Source organism: Novosphingobium sp. TK46 (assembly GCF_055361525.1).
Map to the genome: position 1 here is coordinate 3,190,604 of NZ_CM143963.1, position 22,743 is coordinate 3,213,346.

At 63.3% G+C, this 22,743-nt stretch carries 19 protein-coding genes and 1 pseudogene; 5 read left to right on the plus strand and 15 right to left on the minus strand.

Translation table 11 applies throughout. The features are described 5' to 3' along the window. Nucleotide 1: 1 nt before the first annotated feature. From ACXJ1Z_RS15210 to ACXJ1Z_RS15240, 7 genes are all read right to left on the minus strand, one after another. On the minus strand, nt 2-1,609 hold the full coding sequence (locus tag ACXJ1Z_RS15210; protein ID WP_463777763.1) for a ShlB/FhaC/HecB family hemolysin secretion/activation protein: 1,608 nt from the start codon (nt 1,607-1,609) through the stop codon (nt 2-4). Nucleotides 1,610-2,287: 678 nt separating this feature from the next. Continuing rightward, the gene (locus tag ACXJ1Z_RS15215; RefSeq protein WP_463777764.1) at nt 2,288-2,431 is read right to left on the minus strand and encodes a hypothetical protein; all 144 of its coding nucleotides are present in this window, start codon (nt 2,429-2,431) and stop codon (nt 2,288-2,290) included. A gap of 310 nt (nt 2,432-2,741) precedes the next feature. Next, nucleotides 2,742-3,305, minus strand: a complete 564-nt coding sequence (locus tag ACXJ1Z_RS15220; RefSeq protein ID WP_463777766.1) for an ankyrin repeat domain-containing protein — start codon at nt 3,303-3,305, stop codon at nt 2,742-2,744. Next, nucleotides 3,305-4,984, minus strand: coding sequence for a catalase (locus ACXJ1Z_RS15225; protein WP_463777767.1), 1,680 nt, complete (start codon nt 4,982-4,984; stop codon nt 3,305-3,307). Before ACXJ1Z_RS15225 ends, ACXJ1Z_RS15220 begins: the two co-directional genes overlap by 1 nt. Nucleotides 4,985-5,217: 233 nt before the next feature. Then, nucleotides 5,218-5,526, minus strand: a complete 309-nt coding sequence (locus tag ACXJ1Z_RS15230; protein WP_463777769.1) for an EAL domain-containing protein — start codon at nt 5,524-5,526, stop codon at nt 5,218-5,220. Nucleotides 5,527-5,687: 161 nt separating this feature from the next. Beyond that, entirely contained in the window at nt 5,688-6,146 is a 459-nt protein-coding gene (locus ACXJ1Z_RS15235; protein WP_463777770.1) for an SgcJ/EcaC family oxidoreductase, read from the minus strand. Nucleotides 6,147-6,258: 112 nt separating this feature from the next. Next, entirely contained in the window at nt 6,259-7,053 is a 795-nt protein-coding gene (locus ACXJ1Z_RS15240) for an AraC family transcriptional regulator (RefSeq protein ID WP_463777772.1), read from the minus strand. A gap of 115 nt (nt 7,054-7,168) precedes the next feature. On the opposite strand from ACXJ1Z_RS15240, the gene ACXJ1Z_RS15245 reads away from it, so the two are divergent. Beyond that, complete coding sequence (locus tag ACXJ1Z_RS15245) at nt 7,169-7,429, plus strand: hypothetical protein (RefSeq protein WP_463777773.1); 261 nt, start codon at nt 7,169-7,171, stop codon at nt 7,427-7,429. Nucleotides 7,430-7,770: 341 nt separating this feature from the next. Here ACXJ1Z_RS15245 and ACXJ1Z_RS15250 read toward each other — a convergent pair whose 3' ends face one another. After that, entirely contained in the window at nt 7,771-8,166 is a 396-nt protein-coding gene (locus ACXJ1Z_RS15250) for a VOC family protein (RefSeq protein WP_463777774.1), read from the minus strand. An 821-nt stretch (nt 8,167-8,987) separates the two neighbouring features. Here ACXJ1Z_RS15250 and ACXJ1Z_RS15255 point away from each other — a divergent pair. Further along, nucleotides 8,988-9,749 carry a hypothetical protein gene (locus ACXJ1Z_RS15255; RefSeq protein ID WP_463777776.1) on the plus strand — a complete coding sequence of 254 codons (762 nt, stop codon included), beginning with the start codon at nt 8,988-8,990 and terminating at the stop codon, nt 9,747-9,749. 156 nt (nt 9,750-9,905) lie between these two features. Here ACXJ1Z_RS15255 and ACXJ1Z_RS15260 read toward each other — a convergent pair whose 3' ends face one another. Genes ACXJ1Z_RS15260 through ACXJ1Z_RS15270 form a run of 3 tightly spaced genes read right to left on the minus strand, consistent with a single transcriptional unit; the run spans nt 9,906 to nt 15,648 of the window. Further along, nucleotides 9,906-11,309, minus strand: a complete 1,404-nt coding sequence (locus ACXJ1Z_RS15260; protein ID WP_463777778.1) for an efflux transporter outer membrane subunit — start codon at nt 11,307-11,309, stop codon at nt 9,906-9,908. Further along, entirely contained in the window at nt 11,302-14,493 is a 3,192-nt protein-coding gene (locus ACXJ1Z_RS15265; protein WP_463777779.1) for a multidrug efflux RND transporter permease subunit, read from the minus strand. Before ACXJ1Z_RS15265 ends, ACXJ1Z_RS15260 begins: the two co-directional genes overlap by 8 nt. Before the next feature lie 3 nt (nt 14,494-14,496). Next, a complete protein-coding gene (locus ACXJ1Z_RS15270; protein ID WP_463777780.1) occupies nt 14,497-15,648 on the minus strand; it encodes an efflux RND transporter periplasmic adaptor subunit in 1,152 nt (383 codons plus the stop codon). A gap of 320 nt (nt 15,649-15,968) precedes the next feature. Between ACXJ1Z_RS15270 and ACXJ1Z_RS15275 the strand changes: the two are divergent. From ACXJ1Z_RS15275 to ACXJ1Z_RS15285, 3 genes and pseudogenes are all read left to right on the plus strand, one after another. Further along, nucleotides 15,969-16,286, plus strand: a pseudogene (locus ACXJ1Z_RS15275) (hypothetical protein); the annotation flags it as partial. A 59-nt stretch (nt 16,287-16,345) separates the two neighbouring features. Then, nucleotides 16,346-16,675, plus strand: a complete 330-nt coding sequence (locus ACXJ1Z_RS15280; protein WP_463777781.1) for a hypothetical protein — start codon at nt 16,346-16,348, stop codon at nt 16,673-16,675. Between the two features lie 988 nt (nt 16,676-17,663). Then, nucleotides 17,664-17,915, plus strand: coding sequence for a hypothetical protein (locus tag ACXJ1Z_RS15285; protein ID WP_463777782.1), 252 nt, complete (start codon nt 17,664-17,666; stop codon nt 17,913-17,915). A 662-nt stretch (nt 17,916-18,577) separates the two neighbouring features. On the opposite strand, the gene ACXJ1Z_RS15290 is transcribed toward ACXJ1Z_RS15285, so the two are convergent. From ACXJ1Z_RS15290 to ACXJ1Z_RS15305, 4 genes are read right to left on the minus strand one after another with little or no spacing between them, the layout of a single operon-like run. Next, entirely contained in the window at nt 18,578-19,465 is an 888-nt protein-coding gene (locus ACXJ1Z_RS15290; RefSeq protein WP_463777784.1) for an amidohydrolase family protein, read from the minus strand. After that, the gene (locus ACXJ1Z_RS15295; protein ID WP_463777785.1) at nt 19,465-20,487 is read right to left on the minus strand and encodes an amidohydrolase family protein; all 1,023 of its coding nucleotides are present in this window, start codon (nt 20,485-20,487) and stop codon (nt 19,465-19,467) included. The genes ACXJ1Z_RS15290 and ACXJ1Z_RS15295 overlap by 1 nt, the downstream gene beginning before the upstream one ends. Continuing rightward, nucleotides 20,484-21,359, minus strand: a complete 876-nt coding sequence (locus ACXJ1Z_RS15300; protein WP_463777786.1) for an NAD(P)-dependent oxidoreductase — start codon at nt 21,357-21,359, stop codon at nt 20,484-20,486. Before ACXJ1Z_RS15300 ends, ACXJ1Z_RS15295 begins: the two co-directional genes overlap by 4 nt. A gap of 55 nt (nt 21,360-21,414) precedes the next feature. Beyond that, a complete protein-coding gene (locus tag ACXJ1Z_RS15305; RefSeq protein WP_463777787.1) occupies nt 21,415-22,662 on the minus strand; it encodes a LysR family transcriptional regulator in 1,248 nt (415 codons plus the stop codon). Nucleotides 22,663-22,743 lie beyond the last annotated feature (81 nt).

The window sequence follows — 22,743 nt, forward strand, 5'->3', positions numbered from 1 at the left end:
GTCAGAATCCTATGCCGGCGGCAAGGCCGAAGCGGATGCGGTCTCGATTGTTGATAGCGCGGCCGAACACCGGGCGCGCGCCGAATGCGTCGACGAAGACCGGTCCACGCTGCATGCGAAGGCCGATGCCCGCGCCACCACGCAGGCCCGGCCCATCGCGCACACCGCCGAAGTCGAACAGCGCGTAGGGCCGGAAACCATCGGCGACGCGCGCACCCAGTTCCTGGCGCACGTAGAAGCCTTCACGCCCCAGCAACGCGGCATCGCTGTCGAGCCCCCGCACCGTATACGATCCCCCGACCTGCACGAGGTCCGAGCCGTAGAGGTTCTTGCTGCTGACCTGGCCGAAGAACTCGGCACGATAGTCGTTGATGAAGCCCTGCTCGAACGGCACCAGCAGCGAGAAATTGGCGCTGAAGATGCGATAGCGCGCGCTCGGCAGAGCATCGGGGCGGTCGCTCGGCTCGTCCTGCGCGCCGAGGATGCCGAGGCTGAGACGCAGGCCCACCGATCCGTCGAGGCGCGCACGCCCTATGCTGCGCCGGTCGATCAGACGCAGTTCGAGGTCGGTGAGGTCTTGCCGCTGGATGCCGATCTCGACATCGTCGATAAAGTTCTTCGCCCAGCGCTTGGCAAGGCCGACGCTGACCGAAGTGCGCGAGGCCTGGTCGCGGTGGACCACGCGCTCGGCGGCGATCGCAATCCGCTCCAGCTTGCCGCGTGCGCCGAACGTGCTGACATCGCCGACGACGGTCTGTTCGTAGCGGTTGGACGAGGCGTTGGCGCTGAACGTCCACCAGCCCAGCGGCACCGAAGCGGTGGCACCATAACCGCGGCTATCGGCCGGGATGCCCGGACTGTCGGTGCGCCGGTTGTAATAGACGCTGATGACTTCGGAGAAGCCCAGTTGACCCAGCTCGGCGAGCTGCACCGAGCCCTGATACCGCCCCACCCGCTCGCTGGCGAAGTTGTTGATGCTGACAGAGCCGGCGATCGGTCGCGGCTGCGCCAGCGTCACGTCGAGGATCGAGGCGCCCGGCGTATCGCCGGGCGCGATGTCCACCGTCGCGGTGCGCCCGGGAACGCTGCGCAGCTGCTCCAGCCCCTGCTCCAGCGCGCGCAAGTCGAGCAGGTCGCCACGCTCGAGCGGCGCGGCGCGCGACCACACTCTGGTGCGATCGGCCTTGTTGACGCGGATACCCGACACCGTCCCCGGCACCACCACGATGCGCAGAGTCCCGCTCGCCAGCTCTTGTTCGGGCAGACCCACGCGCGTCGTGACCAGGCCATGCTCGATGAACTGCCCCTGCAACGCGCGCACGACGTAGTTGAGCCCTTGGGTGCCGATGCAGCGGCCCTGGAATTGCGCGAGAAAGCCCGGCACCCAGCGCAACTTGGCCACCTCCGCATTCTCGACCACGATCTCGCGGACCGGGAAGCATTCCGCCTCGACCGGGAACGGCCCCAGCACGGCGGCATCGTCCTGCTGCAGCGAAACGATCGGAGCCCGCTCCTGCGCCGCGCGCTCGGCAGCCTGCCGCTCCGCCCGGATCCGCGCCTGTTCCTGGTCAGCGGGCGAAATCCCTTGAGCCGACGCAACACACGGCACAGCGAGCAAGGCAACACAGATCGCGGCGCCACCAACATACCGGCTGCTTCGCCTAACGCCTGACCGCCCCGTGACCATCGCAATGCCCCGCCCCGTTCATCATGCCCGAAAACACGCCAACCCCTGACGCTTCGCCGCGTCACGGCCTACAAGCGAACACATAACTCTCGGGTCTGAAAAGCGTTTCATGCCAGGCGTAGATATCGGCAACTTGCGCGCTGACGTGGGTCAAGCGGCACACCGAAGCAGCCGGTACGTTGCGTCATCGGCCGCTGCAAACGCGTCAGCGACAAGGCTAGGCGGCGTGTTCGAATTTGAACGAGAGTTCTGACACAGTGGGTTTGCGGCGAAGGTTTGATGGTCGTACAGACTGTCAGCCAATCAGCATGTTCCGATTGCTGGCTCTTGATCAGAGCAACTGGCAGTTATTGTCGAGAACAGACGTTCGCCGGAGCGAGCGCGAACGGCCGACCCTGGTCGTGAGCTGCCGCCGACCGCCCTCATTCCGGCCGCTAAGGGGCTGAGATGACGTGCCCGAAAGCGGCCCTTTGTTCATCTTCATGTTGGCGCCTGATCCAGCGCTAACAGATGCAGCAAAGGGCGGCTTTCAGGCGGTGCAGTTGGCACCGTCGGCATCTAGGTTGGCGGTGGAGTAGGTTGGCGGTGGAGAGCGGCCGTTCAGAACCCGCTGGTTTGCGTCGCCTGCTGCACCACCAGCTGCCAGCGCCAATCTCGCTTCACCAACACGTCTATAAAGCGCAGATACATTTCGCCGTAGCGGCCAAACGCGGTTCCACCCAGATGGTAGACGCCAGTGACCACGGCTGTGTTGCGATGGGTGGCGATCTCTAGGGGACATGATCTAAGAACTTCGGTCTGATCTTGCCGCTGGCAAACAGCGCAATGTCTGCGGCACGAGACTGAACCTTGCCATCCATACCCTAGATGCGCCCCTCCTTTGCATAGAACTGCTCGAGGAACGCGGTGTCGTCTGCGATCCGAGCCTTGCGCCAGGCGTTTTCCACTTTCGTGATCTCCTGCCGGACAGGTTGGATGTCTGAGCAGATGCGGATACTCCACCCGTCAGGGTCACTGACATTGACCCTAGACTGCAGCTACCGCTAAGCAGCCATCAAGGGGTGCTGAGCTTCATCGCCACCGCCTCGTTGCCCTGAGACGCCGCTACCGTTGCTGCGGACCGGCCAGAGAGGTCAAGCGCGCCTTTGTCGGCGCCCGCATCGAGCAGCAGCTGGATTTGCGTCGTGCGGCCGAACAAAGCCGCCATCATCAATGCCGTTTGCCCCGCCTTGTTGCGGGTGTTGACGTCGCATTTCTCCTTGAGCAGCCGTGCTGCCAAACGATCGTCGCCCTTGAAGGCGACGCCCATCTGCGCGGTGTTACCCTGCTCGCGATCGGGCTTGCACGGGTCGGCGCCGGCCTTGATCAACAGGTCCACAGCCTCGGCCTGGCCGTTGTAGGCCGCCAGGATCAGCGGAGTGAAGCCGCGTGCTTCGTAGGCGTTCACGTCCGCCCCGTTCTTGATCAGGACCGGGATCAGGTCCACCCGGCCGAGCTTGGCAGCCTCGAACAGCAACTCCTGCCGCCGTTCGGGCGACGGCAGGGTTGCGGCGGGCGGCAGGGTTGCGGCAGGCGCCGGCGTGGTCGCCAGCGCCGATGCAAGCGCGAGGAGCAGCATTACTGCTGCCCCGCATAGCGCGCATCGGCAGTAGCCTGGTACTCGGACACGGCCCGGTTGACCTCGCCCGCAGGCACGTTGACGGCCTTGGCCAGGCGAGCACCCAGGTCCTTGTCTGTCTGCATGAAGTAGCTGACCATCACCACCTTGGTGCGCATCGAGGTCACCACGCCCAGATCACCCGCGAGATTCTTCACGAGATCCGCCTTGTCGGCAGCCTTGAGCGAACGGTAGAATTGCCCTGCCTGGTCGAACGGCTCAGTTTTCGAGATCGGTGCGGTGCGCGCGATCGCGTCGATCCTGATCGGCGTCGGCGCGAACTCCGGACTGACGGTCTTACCCTGCGTTACCGAAGGGAAGTAGTTCACGTCGACCTTGCCCGTTGCGGCATCGAGCAGGCCATCCTGATTGTTGTTCACCACCGGAACGCGCGGGCGATTGACCGGCAAGTCCATGACGTTGGCGCCGATGCGATAGCGCTGCGTGTCCGAATAGGAGAACAGACGACCCTGGAGCATGCGATCGGGCGAAGCCTCGATGCCGGGCACCATGTTCGCAGGAGCGAAGGCAGACTGCTCGGTCCAGCGGAAGAAGTTCTCCGGCACCTGGTTGAGCGTCAATTCACCGACCTTGCGGAACGGCGCGGTCAGCCATTCCTTGGTGTCGTCGAATGGGTTGAATGTCAGCTTGCCCAGCTCCTCAGGCGTCATCGTCTGGACCATCAGGTCCCACGTCGGCGTCTCGCCCGCTGCCAACGCGCCATACAGATCGTCGGTCAGATAGTTCGCCGGTGCCTTGGCCGCCATGTCGCCGGTCAGGCTTTTTACGCCCTGGCGGCTGATCCACCGGAACTTAGCGAATACGACCTTGCCGTCCTTGTTGACGAGCTTGAAGGCGTGGACACCGTTGCCGTCCATTGTGCGGTACGAAGCGGGCGTGCCCAGGTTCGAATAGACATGGACCAGCATGTTGGTCGCCTCGGGCGTGCCCGAGAAGAATTCGAAGAAGCGATTGGGGTCCTGCTTGTTCGTCACCGGCGACGGCTTGAGCGAGTGGATCATGTCAGGAAACTGGATCGCGTCGCGAATGAAGAAGATCGGCAGGTTGTTGCCGACCAGATCCCAGTTGCCCTGGTCGGTGTAGAACTTGATCGCAAAGCCGCGTGGATCGCGCGCGCCCTCGGGCGAACCCGACGGATGTATAACGGTGGAGAAGCGGACGAAAACCGGCGTTTCCTTGCCGGGCTGGCCGAACAGCGAAGCCTTGGTGATCTCGGACAGGTCCGCCGTCGAGCGGAACACGCCAAGTGCTCCGGTACCACGAGCATGGACAACCCGCTCGGGCACGCGCTCGCGATCGAAGCGGCCGAGCTTCTCCAGCAGCGTCGTATCTTCGAGCAGGACCGGCCCAGTGTCACCCAACGCGACCGAGTTGCGGTTCGAGCCGATCGGGGCGCCATTGTCGCGCGTCATCTGCGGCGCGCCGCCACTTGCCGCGCCCGCCTGTGCATCAACGGTGCCGGACACGCCGGCTTGGGCAGCCTGCGGCTTGTACGCTGCGAGCGGGGCTGCGACCGTCGTCATGCGGTCTTCCACCTGCGTGGCGGTCTGTGCGATCGCGGCGGAGATCGGAATGGCGTAAACGGCAGTTGCGAGTGCCAGCGAGGTATAGGTCTTCATGGCTTTCCCCTGATTGTTGGGCCTCCAGTGACATGGTGCCCGCGCAGTTCCCAACCGGTTTAACCTATGTTCGTAATCGTTTTTATTCCGCTGATCGCAAGCAACGATCCGCCACCAAACATTGGCTTGCGGTCGATCTTTCGAAGTGCCGTGGTGAAGTGCCCGGCCGCACAGAGCATGCGTCGCATGTTGTCGGCCAAGCTTATGTCGCGGTGGTCACGTAAGGCCGCAGCTTAACCCGCCTTGAGCATTTCGGTCCTGATCGCACTTTGCAGCCATCCGGCGACTTGGCCTTCGGTGATCGGCTTGCTGAAGTAGAATCCGTGGATCTGCTTGCACCCTTGCTCGCGCAGGATGTCCAGCTGCCTTGCATGTTCGACGCCCTCGGTCGTCGTCTCCATGCCCAGCGCTTCTGCTACGGTGGTGATCGCCTCGATAATGGCGGTCGCGCCATCATCGTCGTTCGGACAGCATGTAGCATGGCATCTTCCTGGCCTCAGGTGTGATGGTAGTTGGTTGCCACTTGCCGCTAGCGTCTGCAATTAGGGCGCGAACGGCATGTCCGGATTTAGGAAAGCAAGCTTTCGTAGAAGACATGAGCAGCCCAAAGAAAAGGGCAGGGGAGGCGCCTGCCGCCCTCTAAGCGGACGATAGTTCTCGTTGACTGAGCTCCCGAAAGCAGCCGCAACTTGCCTCAGTGTGGCTACACGCCGACAGGATTGGACTTTTGGGCCAGTTCGTCGATCTGGATGTTAGCGCCATGTGCAATCTGCAAGCCATCGCCGTTCGGGACCAGGACCAGGGACATGCGATCCCGACTTGGCGGCACCTGCTGACCAAAGGGAGTCTTAAACGCACCGACTGACCAGCGTACCACGGCGACTAGCGCGCCTCCTGTGATCGCCACCACCGACTCAATCTCTTCAAGCACCATCGGCACGCCCTTGAACATAACGTCGAAATAGATGCGGTGCGCATGATCGACCTGAGCTTTTCCCTTCCAGTGCATCCCGACGATGTTCACCCAATGGATATCGTCTGTGTAGAGCTTGGCCATCGCATCCATGTCTGACGCGTTCCATGCGGCGGCGTAGCGATCGACGAGTTGTCGAACCTTCGCGGCGGGATCGCCGACGATTGTGGCGCTTGCCTTACCGCTCATGAGCGTTCCTGCGGCCAAGAGCCCAACCATTGCTTGCCGCCTGTCCATCTTGGGTACCTCCTTGCGGACAGTGCGATATCGTAACCCAGGCGATGAGAATTGAACAAAAGCGTCATTGGCCCGCCATCCATTCGGCAAAGAAGTCACGCGGTGCGCTGCCGGCAAGGGCGCGGCAGTCGCGGTTGAAATGGGCCTGATCGGCATAGCCGGCGCGGTGCACGAGTTCGGTCCAGGTTACGCCCGGCGATCGTGCCCTGGCTTGAAGAACGGCATTGAGGCGAACGGTACGAGCGAAGAGCTTTGGAGTCAGGCCGACCTGAGTTTCAAAGCGCCGGGTGAACTGCCTGTCGCTCAACTCGGCGTTCCGGGCGAGTGTCTGGATGCTAAGACGCCCACCCGATCTGACCAGGGCGGCGGCCATTTGAGCTACGGGATCGACGGGCGATGCTAGGCTGAGGCAACCTCCGATCCAGCGCTGCGCCGCGGTGATGCGCGCTTCAAAGTCAGGCGCGGACATGATGCCGTCACTCAGGCTCGTCGCCGCTCGGCCCAGCACGTCGACAGCGGGCACGCCTTCGTTGACCAAGGCCTGCATCGAAATGCCAAACAGCGCATGGAGCCCGCCTGGCTGGAACCGGATCGTAAACACATGGATGGTGCCAGTCAGGAACAGGCGTGCGCGGCGGTAGCTTTGCGGCCCAACGATGACCGCTTCCGGAGCATACTGAGCCTCGCCATCATCGTGTGACACGGCGTAGCGATCACCAAGGTAGAACTCGATGAACTGATCGGGGCGGGCGGGCAGGGGCACGGTGACGACGTCTACACCGAGTACCGCGCGTCGTTCGGCAAAGGACAGCACGACGCTTTTCAGCTCCGCCGCCGCAGGACACTGCAAGATGATCACGCCACATCATCAATCATAGCCTGACAACGTCAATAGGAAGAAAACTTGCTATCACCGTGGAAGGGCGGGCGCCGTATGTCGTTTGCTAGCCCCTCATGGAGAAACGCGTTATCATATGGGCGCGATGCCTGATCCAGAGCCACCAAGACTTAACAAACATGGCCAGGAAATCGGGTTCAAGCAGGCTGAAAGCGAAGGCAGCTATGTGGCGGATCACCCCAAGGGTTGGATAATGGTTAGCGCGGGCGTCAGTGCGGTGATGGTCGTCTTGTGGGCGTTCACCGACTTACCTCTCCTCGTCGCCTTTGTCGCGCCCTTCGTAGTTGCCGCGCCCGGCCTGCTGTGGTTGGCAATCACCGTGCGCCATCACTCGTGAGGCCGTTCCGGTCGGGGCGGCCTGCGGGTCAAGCATAGCTCTCATGAAGCGATAATACCCGCCCACGTTAAATGTCCGCTAGCGGCGGCCTAAGAGCTGGCATATCCGGTCAGAGGCAAATCCCTCGGCAAAGCGGTCGTCAGGATGACGGCTGGGCCGGGCGGCTGACGCCCTCAATCCAGACATTCGAGGCTCATTAGAACTCCGCGACAGCGGACTTTTATTCATCTTGCCAATCGCGCCGCGTTGATGGCTGCACGTGGGTCGAGCCGACCGGTTGTAACCGGTCGGCGATCTATGAAGCAGGCACCTACCTGAATCGATGATCTTGCGGCGGCGACTCAGGCTGGAATGTAGATCCCGCACAGCTTGTTGCCGTCAGGATCGCGAACGTATGCGAGATTGATGGTTCCCATTGCAGACTCTCGTGGGCCGGGCTGATCCTCAATGGACGTGCCGCCATTGGCGAGTGCGGTCGCGTGAAACAGTTCTACCTGTTCGGGGGAGTTGCAAGAGAAAGCGACGGTGCTGCCATTGGCTACGGTTGCTGGTTCATTGTTGATCGGTTGGCTGACGATGAAATTCGTTCCGCCCTTGTTGCTGTAGAAGAGCCGAGTGTGCCCGCTGCCGGCTACGTTCGTTGCTCCTTCCCCTACTCCCAAAACGCCGAGCACGGCGTTGTAGAAGCCCCTGGATCGTTCGATATCGTTCGATCCTACCATCGTATGAAACAGCAAATCATCTCTCCTGGGTGACATGTGAGCATGCGGGATCACGCTCTCGAGCCTTGTATCCGGTCCCTCGATCTTGTCCTAATGGAACGTCTGAGGAGTCCGAGGCGGCGGGTCAAAGCTCAAACTTTACTCGCTGTATGGCAAACACCTGGGCTGCTGAACGTCCCGAACTGTGTCCTTGCTGCCGGAAAGCGCAAAGTCAGGTCCCGCCCTCGAAACGGCACGTCCGGATTCAGGAAAGCAAGCTCCCGTAGCAGACATCAGCAGCCCGAAGAGAACGCGCAGGGCTGGGCGCCTGCCGCCCTCATTCCGGTCATTGGCAGGCCACGATGCTATGCCGAAAAGCGGCCGTTTGTTCATCTTCATGATCGCGGCTGCCTCGGTGTCAGCAAACGCCAGAAAAAGGCGGGCTTTCGGGGAGCGCAGCGGCACCGTCGAAGTCTAGGTCAGTGTAGTGTCTGATCAGCCTGATTTTGCGGCGAAAGGTGGACTAGCGGCATTTCACTTATCGATGGAAAGTCGTGCGAACCCCTTTATGTCAACTCGGCATCGGAAACTTTAGAATGCGTGATCTTGGGAGAATCTCTCTTAAAAAAGGGACGTTAGGCGGGGGAAAGAACATGTCAGGACACTTGTGGTTGGAGCTAAAAGTCCTGATGGTCGTTGCCTGCGTAGGACCTACAACTGCCGCTGCACGTGAGACTAAGGCACCCGTAAAGCCGGCGACTAGTTCAGTTCGCATGGAACGTGTGGCCTTTGCGGCGGTCGATAGTCCAGCGTGGATATCGGAGGGAAGCGGGCGGGGTCATTGGGATCCTGCCAAGATGGTCGGAATTGTCGCGACGCGGGACACAGTTCGCCTGGGTCCGGACCGCCGCGAAGGATGGATCAGTTTCGACACTTTTGCTCGGTTTTCACCGGATCGCCAGATTATCTACATTGCGCAGCTGAATCCGTATGATGCCGGGGACGAAATCGGGCAGGTGTGCAAAGTCACGGTAGATCATATGGCTAAGGCGGCGCCGTCAATATTCAAGCCGGACTCTTATGCTTACGTGCTCACCCAGAACCGTCAATGCGGTAACGAGCCGCTATCCGTGCCCGCAGTGGCACCGCCCTCCGAACAGTACACGCAGTGGGCCACGGACAAGATTTTGCTTCGTGAACCGGTGACGGACTCGTCTGGAAAGACATGGCAGGTATCACTGGTGTCGGCGTCGGCCGGCGCCATCCAGCGTTCTCTTTCAGCGATCGCAAGCGTGGAGCCCGCCCGCCCTTTGGCTTTGCTTCACGCCTACCCTACTGATCGTTTTGAGACGACAAAAACAACGCTTCAACGCGTGATCGGAGTTCATCGGGACGGGAGCTTGTCTTTGATAATCCGCACGGACATTGAGGACAGCGGTAGCAACATCGCTTGTGTCGTACGCTCTGCCAGCACTTCACCCCTTGATCTGAAGATCGGCGAGGATACGGCACTCATTCGATGGTGCCGACAGAAGACGATAGAGGCGGCGGCTCGGCAACCGACGCTTGACACAGTCCCAGCGCCACCACCTATATCCATAGCTCCGCAGCCACAGTGACAAAGTGAGCAGCGACATGACAAAAAAATCAATCAAAGTCGTCAAAAAAAGCCTTTTAGGGCGTCCGCTCACGAAAAGAATGACCTGAAACGGGGGGCCATCTGCCGCCGATCGGCTTGATGTGCTGCTTTAATCACGAGCACCGCGAGCTCAAGTTTAGTCAGCTCCACCACCCAGCGCGACGTAGAGCGAGATGCTGTTCTGCAGGTCGGTGGCGCGCAGTTGGAGCAGTTGCTGCTCGGCTGCGAACAGGTTGCGTTCGGCATCCAGCACTTCGAGATAGATGGCGATGCCGTTCTCATAGCGCTGGTGGGCGGTGCGGGCAAGGCGACGCTGGGTGGTGACGGTGCGGCCTTGCGCCTCGATCTGTTCGGCGCGGCGCTGGCGGGCGGCAAGGGCGTCGGCCACTTCGCGGAATGCCGTCTGCACCGTGCTCTGGTAGGCCGCGGTCAGTTCGTCGGCGCGAGCGCGGCTGACGCGTACCTGCGCTTTGCGCCGGCCCCAGTCGAAGATCGGCAGGTTGAGCGCGCCGCCGAAGCTCCAGGCGCGGTTGGCGCCGTCGAAAAGTCCATTGAGCGCGGTGGATGCGCCGCCGTAGCTGCCGGTCAGCGAGATCGTCGGGAAGAACGCCGCACGCCCCGCGCCGATGTCGGCATTGGCGGCGCGCAGGTTGTGTTCAGCCTCCACGATATCTGGCCGCGCTTCGAGCAGCGCGGATGGCAGGCCGGCATCCAGCGGGCGAACTTGCGCTGCCGGCATGAGCGGCTGGGCCGCGGGCAGGGCGGTCGTCATTGGGCCGCCTGTCAGCACGTCGAGCAGGTTCTGCGCCCGCTCGGTGGTGCGTTGCAAGTCGGCTAGTTCTGTCTGCGCCTGGGTCAGGAGCAGCACTGACTGATCGTAGTCGACGGTGGACGTGACGCCTGCGTCGAGGCGCTTCAGCGCGATGCGCACGCCCTCGCGCCGGCCTTGCAGCGTGCGATTGGCCAGGTCGATGCGCTCTGCGCCGGCGCGGACGTCGTAATAGGCAGCGGCGACCTGCGCGATCAGCGAAAGCCGGAACGCGCGCGCGCCTTGCTCCGATGCCAGGTACCGTTCGCGGTCCGCCTGGGTAAGATTGCGCACGCGGCCCCACAGGTCGAGCTCGAATGCGCTGACGGCGACATCGGCGGTGTACTGCGAAAACTCGACCGATCCGGCACCGGCAGCGCCGCCCCCCATTGCGCTGGGCGGCTGGCGGCTGCGGGTCGCCTGGCCATTGGTCTCGATCGTTGGCAGGCGTTGGCTTTCCTGGATGCGGTACTGCGCCCGAGCCTGTTCGACCCGCGCCATGGCCTGCGCCAGTTCGCGATTGCGCTCCAATGCCGTGCCGATCAGTTCGCGTAGGCGCGCATCCTGGAAGAATTCACGCCAGCCCAGCGCGGTCGCGGCCTGGCTATCACCGCCGGTAGTCTGTGGTGCGAAGTGGTCCGCGATGGGCAGCGACGGCTGCACGTACTTGGGGGCGAAATTGCAGCCGGCCAGCAGCGTGCATGCCAGCAAGGGCGGGATCGACTTACGCATGCGCAGTCTCCTGCGAGGTCGTGGATTGCAGCCATCGGGCGTCCTCGCCCTCCGGATCGCGCCGTTTGCTGAGGTGGCGGCGCACCAGCACGTAGAAGATCGGGGTGAAGAAGATGCCCAGGATAGTCGCCGCGATCATGCCGCCGACCACGCCGGTGCCGACCGCCTGGCGGCTGGCGGCTCCCGCACCCGAGGCGATGAACAGCGGCACCATGCCTAGGATGAAGGCCAAGCTGGTCATCAGGATCGGCCGCAGGCGCTGCTTGGACGCCTCGATCGTGGCGTCAACCAGCGACTTGCCGGCGGCTTCGTCCTCGATCGCGAACTCGACGATTAGGATCGCGTTCTTGGCGGCCAGACCGATGATCGTGATCAGTCCGACGTTGAAGTAGACGTCGGCGGACATCGCGCGCGCCATCGTCAGCACGACCGCCCCCAGGATGCCGAACGGCACCACCAGCAGCACCGCGATCGGGATGCCCCAGCTGTTGTAGAGCGCCGAGAGTAGTAGGAACACCACCACCAGGCTTAGCCCCAGCAGCAGGCCGATCTGGCCGCCCGCCTGCTTCTCCTCATAGGCGATGCCGGTCCAGTCGTAGGCCAGCGAACCCGACAGCTTGTCCTGCGCGATGCGCTCCATCGCCGCCAACGCGTCGCCCGAGGACTTGCCGGGGGCCGCGGAGCCCGAGATGGTGAGTGCGGGATAGCCGTTGTAACGCTCCAGCTGGGCCGGGCCCGACCGCCAGCTGACCTTGGTGAAGGCGCTGAACGGCACCATCTGCCCGTCCTGTCCGCGCGCCTGAAGCGAGAGGATATCGTCGGGCTTCATCCGCGCCGCGGCCTCGGCCTGCAGATAGACGCGCAACGTGTTGCCTTCGCGCGTGAAGTCGTTGGCGTAGGCCGAGCCGAAGCTGATCGCCAGCGCCTGGTTGACGTCGCCGATCGAGAGGCCGAGCGCGCGTGCCTTGACCCGGTCGATATCGACGTAGAGCTGCGGCGCATCGCCTTGGCCGTCCGGACGAACGCCGGCCAGCAAGGGGTCCTGCGAGGCGGCGGCGATGATTGCGTCGCGCGCGGCGACCAGGCCCTCGCGGTCGGTGCCGGAGCGGTCCTCGATCTTCATCGAGAAGCCGGTGGCGTTGCCCAATGCCGAGATCGCGGGTGGGTTCAGCGCGAAGATCGTCGCGCTGCTGACGCCGGCCATCGCTTTCTGGATGCCGGCGATGATGGCCTGAGCGCTGTCCGCCTCGCCCTTGCGCTCGTCCCAAGGTTTCAAGTCGACATAGGAGAGTGCGGCGGCCTGGCTCTGCCCGTAGAAATTGTAGCCCTGCAGGGTGATGATGTTGCGCACTTGGGGCTGGCGCTTGAGGTAGGCTTCCGCTTGGAGCACCGCCTGTTCGGTGCGCTGCATCGTCGAGCCGACCGGCGCGTCGTAGTTCACGAGCACATAGCCTTGGTCCTCGGTCGGCAGGAAGCCGCCTGGCAGGCGCGTGAACAGCAGCGCGGTGACCAGGCCCATGACGAGGAACACCGCGATCCAGCGCAGCGGTGAGCCGATCAGCCGCGCGACGGTGCCGCCATAGCTTTGGGTCGAGCGGTCGAACACGCGGTTGAACCACCCGAAGAAGCGCGCGGGCAAGGCCGGGATGCCGCTGGGCGGGCCCTCGTCCTCGTGCTTGGCGGCATGGGGCTTGAGCAGCGTGGCGCACAGCGCCGGGGTGAGGGTGAGCGCGAGGATGGCCGAGAAGAAGATCGAGACCGCCAGCGTCACCGAGAACTGGCGATAGATGCCGCCGGTCGATCCCGGGAAGAACGCCATCGGCACGAACACCGCGACCAGCACCAGGGTAATGCCGATGATCGCGCCGCGGATCTGGCCCATCGCCTTGATCGTGGCGAGCCGCGGGGGGAGGCCTTCGTCGGCCATGATCCGCTCGACGTTCTCGACCACCACGATCGCATCATCGACCAGGATGCCGATCGCCACCACCATCGCGAACAGCGACAGCGTGTTGATCGAGAAGCCGAACAGGAACAGCCCCAGGCACGCGCCGGCCAGCGCGATCGGCACCACGATCGCCGGGATCAGCGTCGCGCGCCAGTCCTGCAGGAAGATGAACATCACCAGGAACACCAGCACCATCGCTTCGATCAGCGTCGTGATGACGCTTGCGATCGAGGCGTCGATGAAGGGCGTCGTGTCGAAGCCGACTTTCCACGTGAGGTCGGGCGGGAAGTTTTTCTGCAGCTCGGCCAGGCGCGCGCGCACCGCATCACCGGTCGCGACGGCATTGGCACCGGCGGCGAGCTGCACGCCCATGCCGGCGATCTCCTTGCCGTTGAGCCTTGCCTTGAAGCCGTAGTTGTCGGCGCCCAGCTCGACGCGGGCGACATCGCCCAGCCGGATGGCGGAGCCGTCCTGGTTGGCCCTGACGATGATCTGCTTGAACTGCTCGGGATCGCTGAACCGGTTCTGGGTGACGATCTTGGCGGTGAATTCCGCCTCGCGCGTGATCGGCTGCTCGGCGATGCCGCCGCCTGCGACCTGGCTGTTCTGCTCCTGCACCGCGGCGAGCACTTCGCCGGTGGTTAGTGAATAGCCGGCAAGCTTGGCGGGATCGAGCCAGATGCGCATGGCGTACTGCGAGCCGAATAGGATGATGTCACCCACGCCGGGTACGCGGCGCAGCTCGTTGACGACGTTGTTGTTGGCGTAGTTGCCGATCTCCAGCGGGCTCATCGTCCCCTTGGGCGAAAACAGGCCGACGAGCATCAGGAAGCCCGAACTGTTGTCGGTGATCTGCACGCCCATCTGCTGCACCACTTGCGGCAATCTCGGCTCGGCGCGGTTGAGCCGGTCGCGCACGCTGCTGCGCGCGACATCGAGATTGGTGCCGGGCTTGAAAGTGACGACGATCTGCCCGGTGCCGTTGGCCCTGCTGGTCGAGCTCATGTAGAGGAACCCGTCGATTCCGTTAAGCTCGCGCTCGACGATCGAGGTGACGTTGCGGTCCAGGGTTTCGGCATCGGCGCCGGTATAGGTGTACGACAGGTTCAGCGAGGGTGGCGCCACCGAGGGATATTGCTCGACCGGCAGGCTGGTCAGCGCGATGATACCGGCCAGCGCGATGAACGCGGCTATGACCCAGCCGAACACGGGCTTGTAAACGAAGAAGCGGTCCATGGTTCAACGCGCCCCCGTGCCGGACGTGAGCTTGGCCTTGGTCGACATGTCGCGGGCCTTTTGCCCCGGCCTCACCTTCTGCCACCCTTCGACGATGACCCGCTCGCCGGCCTTGAGGCCGGATGCGACGATCCACTGGCCGCCCCGCAGCGTGCCCAGCGTGATCGGGCGGCTGGCCACGGAGCCATCCTGCCCCAGCACGTAGACGCTGGCCTGCTCGCCCTTGAACTGGACCGCTCGGGCGGGAACGACGATGCCTTCGGGGATCGTGCCGGCTTCGATCCGCCCACGTACGAACTGCCCAGGGGCTAGCAGCTGCTGCGGGTTGTCAATACGTGCGCGGATGGTCTGCGTGCCCGTCGCCGGGTCGACGTTGGCGCCGGCAAAGTCGATCCGGCCTGCGACCGGATATTCAGCGCCATTCTCGAGCACCAGCCGCACGGCCACGCTGTGGGGCGACGGCAGCTTGATCGCGCCCGAACGGCTGCGTTGCAGCAGGTCGAGGATCGCCGCGTTGGATTGGGAGAATACCGCATAGACTGGAGTGATCTGATCGATCCGCGTCATCAGCGTCGCCTGCCCACCGCTGACCAGTGCGCCTTCGGTCACTTCGGCGCGCCCGGCCCGGCCCGCGATCGGGGCACGGACCGTGGTGAAGCCGAGCTGCAGGCGGCTGCGATCGAGCGCGGCCTTGCCTTCGGTGACCTGACCCTGCGCCTGCGTCAGATCCGAGCGGGCGCTGTCGAACTCCTGCCCGCTCACCGCGCGGTCGGAGATCAGCGGGGTATAGCGGCGGACCACCGCCTGTGCATTGTCGCGCAAGGCTTGCGCGCGCTGTAGCGTACCCTGCGCCTGCTGGACCTGGGCCCGGTAGTCGCGCGCGTCGATCTGGAACAGCGCAGCGCCGGCTGGGACGATCGTGCCCTCTTCGAACAAGCGCCGCTGGACGATGCCATCGGTGCGGGCACGCACCTCGGCGCTGCGCACCGCCTGGATGCGTCCGGGAAGCTCGATCATGTTGGGCACGGGCTGCGGCCGGATCGTCACCGTTTCGACCAGCGGCGCGAGCGGCGGCTGCGCCTTCTCGCTGCCGCATCCGGCGAAGAGAACCGGAACGATGGTGAAAAGGGCAACGCGGTGGGTACAGAATTTCAAGCTACGTCTCCAAGGCGTCGCTGAATGCGATCAGGAGAATTGCTTCAAAGCTTTGCGTGGAGGATCGATGGAGAGATCATGGGCGATACATGTACACCCGTTCCGATTGAGATTAGGCCACACCGGTTGATTTCGAGCGAACGGATTTCACTGGTGGCTGACCGCTCCCTTAAGGGCGATTGCGGCGACTTTCGTGATGTCCGCCAGTTCGGTTCGCGAGCCTTCGCACCGGTACCCGGTTTGGCGCCTGTCGCCGTCGTTGCACTTGCGGGAACGGCGGGCGATGGGGTGGCGCGACGTGAGGGTAGCGCTTCTCGCCCGCACGGCAGATCGACACACGCAATGTCGCCACGCTCACCGCCGCATGGACGTACGTTACCGACATGCGCCCATATATCGTCCATCGTTGCAATGGGACACCGGTGGCCGCTAGCAGACTGCTTTACGCGTGCATGGATCCCGACGTGATCGTCGCGCTTGATCAGCAGACTGGCCGCGAAGTATGGCGCTTGCATCCCCCTTCGCATCTCGACAGGGTTTTCGGTCGCCATGTGCTGGGGTGTGGGCTAATATGTGTCGCCTGGCCCGTGCACGACTGCGCCCCGCGGATCGGGGCGGGATGGCGGATAATCGGATGATGGCCTGACGCAATTACGGAAGGGACTTGCCCCAGTCTCGGGCGGCGTGGCGCGGCGCGGTGGATCTCAAGGAAGACCTGGGCACCATCCCGCCGGGGATCGCCTTCCCGACTTCGCTGCCGACGATTGTGCGTTGCGGCGCCATAATCAGCGGCTGGGTGACGGGCGGTGACCACATCGGCGAGCCATCAGGCGGCGTACGCGTCTACGATGTGGTGGCCGGGGCACTCGCGGGCTGGGGGCCCGGCCGCACCGGCCCCCGCCCGCCGGTGAGACTTATACCATGGGGGTGCCCGTTGCCTAGGCGCATTCAGCGGAGACAAGAAGCTGGGCTTCGTCTATGCACTCACCAGAGCGAGCACGCCCGACTACTTCGGTGCGCTACTTAGGTGCTGATGGATCCGGTGGAGGGAGGGGCGCCCAGGTTTTGATGTCCCAACCTTATCTTCATTTCCTACAAAGCTGGCTTGAGCAACGTTGGCTGTGGAAGCAGCGCTCCTATTGGGTGTGAGGGCCCACCCGGATACCGCTCAACAAGCACCCATGGGAACGATGGCACGCCCGAAACTTGCCCCTCTTCATGTGCCGGCTGAGCCCCTGCTTGGTGGTCGATCAGGGTGGCTGCTTACACGGTTACCTTGGTGGGATGCGGATGTCTGTGCAGACCGCGACTTAAAGGGCATTAACGCCTGCTAATTTCGATGAAGTTGCGGCTTGTTAAGCTGCATTGCGGACTAGATGGTCATGTCTTTTTACGTGGCGACAGATACGCTCCCAAGGGTCTGATCGCGGCAATGCCTCGATCGGTGGCGAAACATGCACCATGTACAGCCATCGCGCTGGTCGAGGACGCGCATGAGCTCGAATGGATTCTTTGTTCGTTGGGTAGCCACAGACCGTCGTAACCCGAGCGTATTGGTGTAGGCCGATATATGCGCAAAGAGCACGTCTTGTTACAGCAGATCGACGGACGGTGCTTTTCAGTGCCGAACCATGGCTGAATAATATCCGACGCGTCAGCGATCTCGTCAACGTCAGGAGCAATCAGAAGATATGCCGAAGCGCTCTGATATGCGACCCGGCGCTAACGTCGTTATTTTCGCCGAAGGCCCGTATTTCCTTCGAGCAGATTGAAGAGGATGCTGTTTTTAAATAGAGCCGTTGCAAGATAATGGCCCGCGAGCCCTGACCGCTTCATCACTTCGGATCGCTCCATCTCATGGCGAGAATGGTCCACGTTGCTGTCGCTATTGCGCGATCCGCCACGAATTCTTTCACAGCGCGGATGATCGCTTGATCAAGCTCGCTCCATTGCGGGGCATCGGAGCCTTGTGTGACACGCTTGATCTCATCCGCTGAGAGTCCCAACTACCTTGCGTGATCGATGTGCTCGCCCTATTCGAACGGGGCTCGCGACAACCAAGCCGCGCGCAGAATGGCAAGCTCCTGTTCGCGTGGTGGGATGAAGCCGTTCTGCCCCAATTCTATGCTGGTCTGAATGTGCGCTCGGCAAGGCCGGGATGTCTGAACGAGATTGCGGAGAACTCAGGAACATCCGAGGTGTCAAGCGCCGACATGCGCGAAGGTCTCTTTGACCAAAGCTTTTGCCTCATCGGTAAATTCCTCTGAACGCATCTGCTGGATCCGCGGATCGTTAGCCACTTGAGCTTCGCGTTGGTCGATGTTGAAAGATTCTGGTCCGGTTCGCACGTGGTTTTCTCGCAACCTTGGAACGCAAGGAGCTTCTCTCAGGAGTGGCGTAAAGTAGCAAGCTCTCGTTTTGTGGAAAATACTGCCGTCGCATCAATGGCGGCATTTCGATAGCGCGCATGAAATTAGATCTCCGCGCTGAAACTATGGTCGCTTGCCGGGCATGAGCCGTTATAGCGGCCGAACCATTGTTTGGCTGTGGCATACGTTCTCTATTTCGATCCAGTAGCCATTGGATCCTGAATGGCAATCTGCTTCACGCTATCTCACCGCAGCTGAGCTAGATGCTCACGCTCCATGTTTGTTCAGGGAACACGAAGGGCAAGGGTCGCTCGATCATCGTCACCGACCGGCGAGAGCGCCAGGTCACAACATCGACAGCGCGGCCACGGTGCGCCATATCGTGCTAATCTGGGGTAGGATCCGTGCGGGATCAACCACCTACATGGTGCGATCGATGATCGCGCGTAAGCCATCTGCGACGACCAGTTTACGAGGCATCGCGGGCCCGTGTATTATAATAGAATTCCTGTCACGGTACCATCTCTAGTGTTGATCGACTGCCATCGTGGTTTAGTCCTTTAACCCCAATAAAGCCGTATCGGATTTTCTACCATCAACGCTAGCTGCAACCCAGGTGTTGTCGCGATCAGTGGGATCATGTCGATCAGGGTGGCATCGTCCGGCATGTGGCTTTTAAGATTGGGGTGCGGCCAGTCGGTGCCCCATAGCACGCGGTCAGGGAAGCGCTCGACCAGCGTCCGCGCGAAGGGCACGACATCGTCGTAATTGGGCGGGCCGGATTGTGATAAGCGCTCGGGGCAGCTCACCTTCGTCCACACGTTCTCGTGCTCCGTCATCAGTTGGATGAAGCGGGCGAACTCGGGACCCTCGACCGGCTGGGTGACGTCGGGTCGCCCCATGTGATCGACGACGACGGTCGTGGGTAATGAGGTGAAGAAGTCCCAGCGCTCGTCTAGGTCGGCCGCCTCGAAGTAGACGACCACATGCCAGCCCAGTGGTACGATGCGATCGATGATGGCATGATAGTAGGCGTCGGGCTTGGGATCGACCAGGCGGCGCACAAAGTTGAAGCGCACGCCCCGCACCCCCGCCGCGTCAAGCTCCGCCAGTTCAGCATCCGTCACGCTGTCGCGCACCGTCGCCACGCCGCGTGCACGACCGTCCGAGGCCTTGAGCGCATCCACCAGCGCGCGGTTGTCGGCGCCGTGGCATGTCGCCTGGACGATGACGTTGCGCGAGAACCCGAGGTGATCGCGAAGCGCGAACAGCTGATCCTTGCTGGCGTCGCACGGTGTGTACTTGCGCTCGGGCGCATAGGGGAAGAGATTGCCGGGACCGAAGACGTGGCAATGCGCGTCCACCGCACCCGGCGGCAGAGTGTAGCGCGGCGTGCTGGGGGTCGGATGCCAGCACAGCCAGTCGGGATCCATCGCGAAGCGGGGCATCACAGGCCCCGCGCCTTGAGCTGCTGGTCCAGGCGCGGATAGACCCGCCGGGCATTGCCTTCGAATACCTTGCGCTTGTCCGCGTCCGGGATCACGAGAGCATCGACGTAGCGCTTGGTGTCATCGAAGTACTGGCCCGTCTCGGGATCGATGCCGCGCACCGCGCCGACCATTTCCGATCCGAACAGGATGTTGTCGATGTCGATCACCTTGAACAGCAGGTCGATGCCGGGCTGATGATAGACGCAGGTGTCGAAGTAGACGTTCTTCATCACATGCTCGGCCAGCGGCGGGCGCTTGAGCATGTCGGTCAGGCCGCGATAGCGACCCCAGTGGTAGGGCACCGCGCCGCCACCATGGGGGATGATGAAGCGCAAGCTGGGAAAGTCGCGGAACAGGTCGCCTTCGATTAACTGCATGAAGGCGATGGTGTCGGCGGCGATGTAGTATGCCCCGGTCGCGTGCATCGCCGGGTTGCAACTGCCCGACACGTGGATCATCGCCGGCACGTCCAGCTCGACCATCTTCTCGAAGAACGGGTACCAGGCGCGGTCGGTGAGCGGCGGGGCCGAGAACTTGCCGCCGCTGGGATCGGGGTTGAGGTTGCAGCCCACGAAGCCCAATTCGGTGACGCAGCGCTCCAGTTCGGCGATCGACTGCGCGATCGACAGATCCGGGGTCTGGGGCAGCTGGCATACCCCCACGAAGGTCTCGGGGTACAGGTCAACCACGCGCTTGATCAGGTCGTTGGAGCGCTGGGCCCAGATCCGGTTCGTCGTGGCATCGCCGAGGTGCGGGGCCATTGCCGAAGCACGCGGGCTGAAGATCGTCATGTCCGCGCCGCGCTCGCGCAAGAGGCGCAGCTGGTTCGCCTCGATCGTCTCGCGGATCTCGTCGTCGGAGATCGCGGGATAAGCAGGGTCGATGTCTCCGCCGGCCTTGAACGCGGTCTTCTGCTGCTCGCGCCACTCGCTGTGGGGGGCAGGGGCGGTGGTATAGTGGCCGTGGCAGTCGATGATCATGGCTGGGGTCCTGTGGCGGCAAGGATGGCGTCGGCCTTTGCGGCGAGGCCTGTCGGAAGCGGGGAGATCTGCAAGGCGCCGAGACGGCCCTGCCAGCCGGCGGTGGCGTGCGCCATGCTGCCTTGCTGACCCAGGGCCTGGGCGGTTGCGGCGGCCTCGCGCATTTCGGCGGCGCGCCGGGTGCCGTGCACCAGCATGCGGTCAAGGTTGTAGTCCGCGCGGGTGACCCAGTCCCAGCCCGGGAAGCTCGCATCGAGCGAGGCGAGCACCGCCTCGTCGACGCCGGCGGCGCGGGCGGACAGCAGACACTCGGCGGTGAGGGCTTCCATGCCCTTGATCATGATCGAGCGGATCATCTTGATCGCACTCGCCGCACCGATCTCGTCGCTCACGACCTCGGGGCGGAAGCCGAGCGACTGCAGGACGGCAGCGCCCGCGCCGGCGGTCGGACCCGACACCAGCAGCGGAACGCGGTTTAGCGCAGTGCGCACCGGCGCCATGACCGCCACATCGACGTATTGGCCACCGGCCTGGCCGATCACCGCCGCGGCCGTCCGCTTGGTATAGGGCGCGACGCTGTTCATATCGTAGTAGTATGCGCCGGGAGCGAGTGCCTGCGCAGCGAAGCGCGCCGCAGCAAGCGCCTGATCGGCGGTCACGACGCTGAGGATGGACAGGACGCCGTCCAACGCCGCGCCCATGTTTTCGCAGCCGTGTACGCGATGCGCGGCATAGTCGTTCCGCTTGGCAATCGCGGTTTCGGGCGCATCGGTCTTGCGATCGTAGGCGTGGATCACGGCTGGCCGCGCGGCGCCCCAACTTTCGCAGAAGGCCTGCGCTGCCTCGCCAAAGCCGATGAAGGCTATGGGCAAGTTGTTCGGTGGCAAGTCGTGTTGCATGCTTGGCAAGGTAGTGCGTGCCGCTCATTCAGGCGTATCGGAAGGGATCACGCTCCATTGCTTTTTCGGAAGTCCATTCCGAACAGACGGCGCGGAAGGTCGCCACGAAGGCGGCCTGGAGCGAGGTCGGACGCCAATCGTCACGCACGGTCAGTCCGATTTGCCGACGCAGCGAGGTACCGGCGCCCGGGATCTCGGCGACCAGGCCGGCGCGCTGCTCGAAAACGACCTGGTCGCGGGACATCAGGGTGAGCCAGTCATCCTCCAGCAAGAGGCCGCGGATGACCATCACGGAGCCGCATTCGATGCGCAGGCGTGGCGGTTCCAGGCCATGGTCGGTGAACATCTGCTCCCACCGCCGCCTGACCGGCGTGCCGATCGCGGACACTACCCAGGGGTAGTCCAGTAGCGCCTTGAAGGCGAACCCGCCGCTTGCGAGCGGATGGCCGGCCCGCGCGACGATCACCGGATCGTCGGTGAACAATGGCTCCTGCGCCACGTCGGGCACTGGCAGGGGATCACGCATGGCGCCCACCAGCAAGTCCATTTCACCCTCGCGCAGGCTGCTGAGCAACTCGAGGTATGGCCCTTCCACCACGTTGACCGAGGCACCCGGGTGATCGCGCGCGAACCGGGCCAGGGTCTGCGGCAGCAGCACCGCGCGCGCCAGTGGCATCGTGCCGAGCGTCACGCGCCCGGCGCCTGCGGAGCGCAAGGCCTTCAGTTCGTCGATGCCGGCTTGTAACTCGGCGCGTGCCAGCCGCACAAAGCGCAGGAAGCGGGCGGCGGCGGGTGTCGGCTGCACGGTGCGGCCCTGGCGGGTGAGCAGGGGCACCCCGAGTTGCTGCTCTAGGTCACGCGCGGCGCGATGCAAAGCCGGCTCCGAAAGCCCGGTGTGCGTTGACGCCAGCGCGAAGCTGCCGGCCCGGTCGACGGCGATCAGGGCGCGTAGCTGGCCTAGCGTCACCCGGCGTTCGATGTGCGGCAGCGGCGACAGGCGGGCACCGCGGCGCACGCTCTGCCCGCCGCGCACGATATAGGCCAGCGCACGCTCGATCCGCGCCGTCACCAGCTCGCCCGCCTCGGTCGGCACCACGCCGCCAGGTTGGCGATCGAACAAGGCATGGCCGAATTGACCCTCCACTTTAGCGACGGCCTGGGTCAGCGCCGGTTGCGACAGGTTCATCGCCTGCGATGCTGCGCTGATGCTGCCGAGCCGGGCGGCGGTTGCCACGGCATCGAGGTGGCGCAGGTTGAGGGAAAGCGGGTCGACCATCACCACACCTCAGCACAGCTTATGCCCGGATCGCAATTCTACTTTGCCGGGGAGCCGCATTTTGCGCTTCACAGGCGGTCA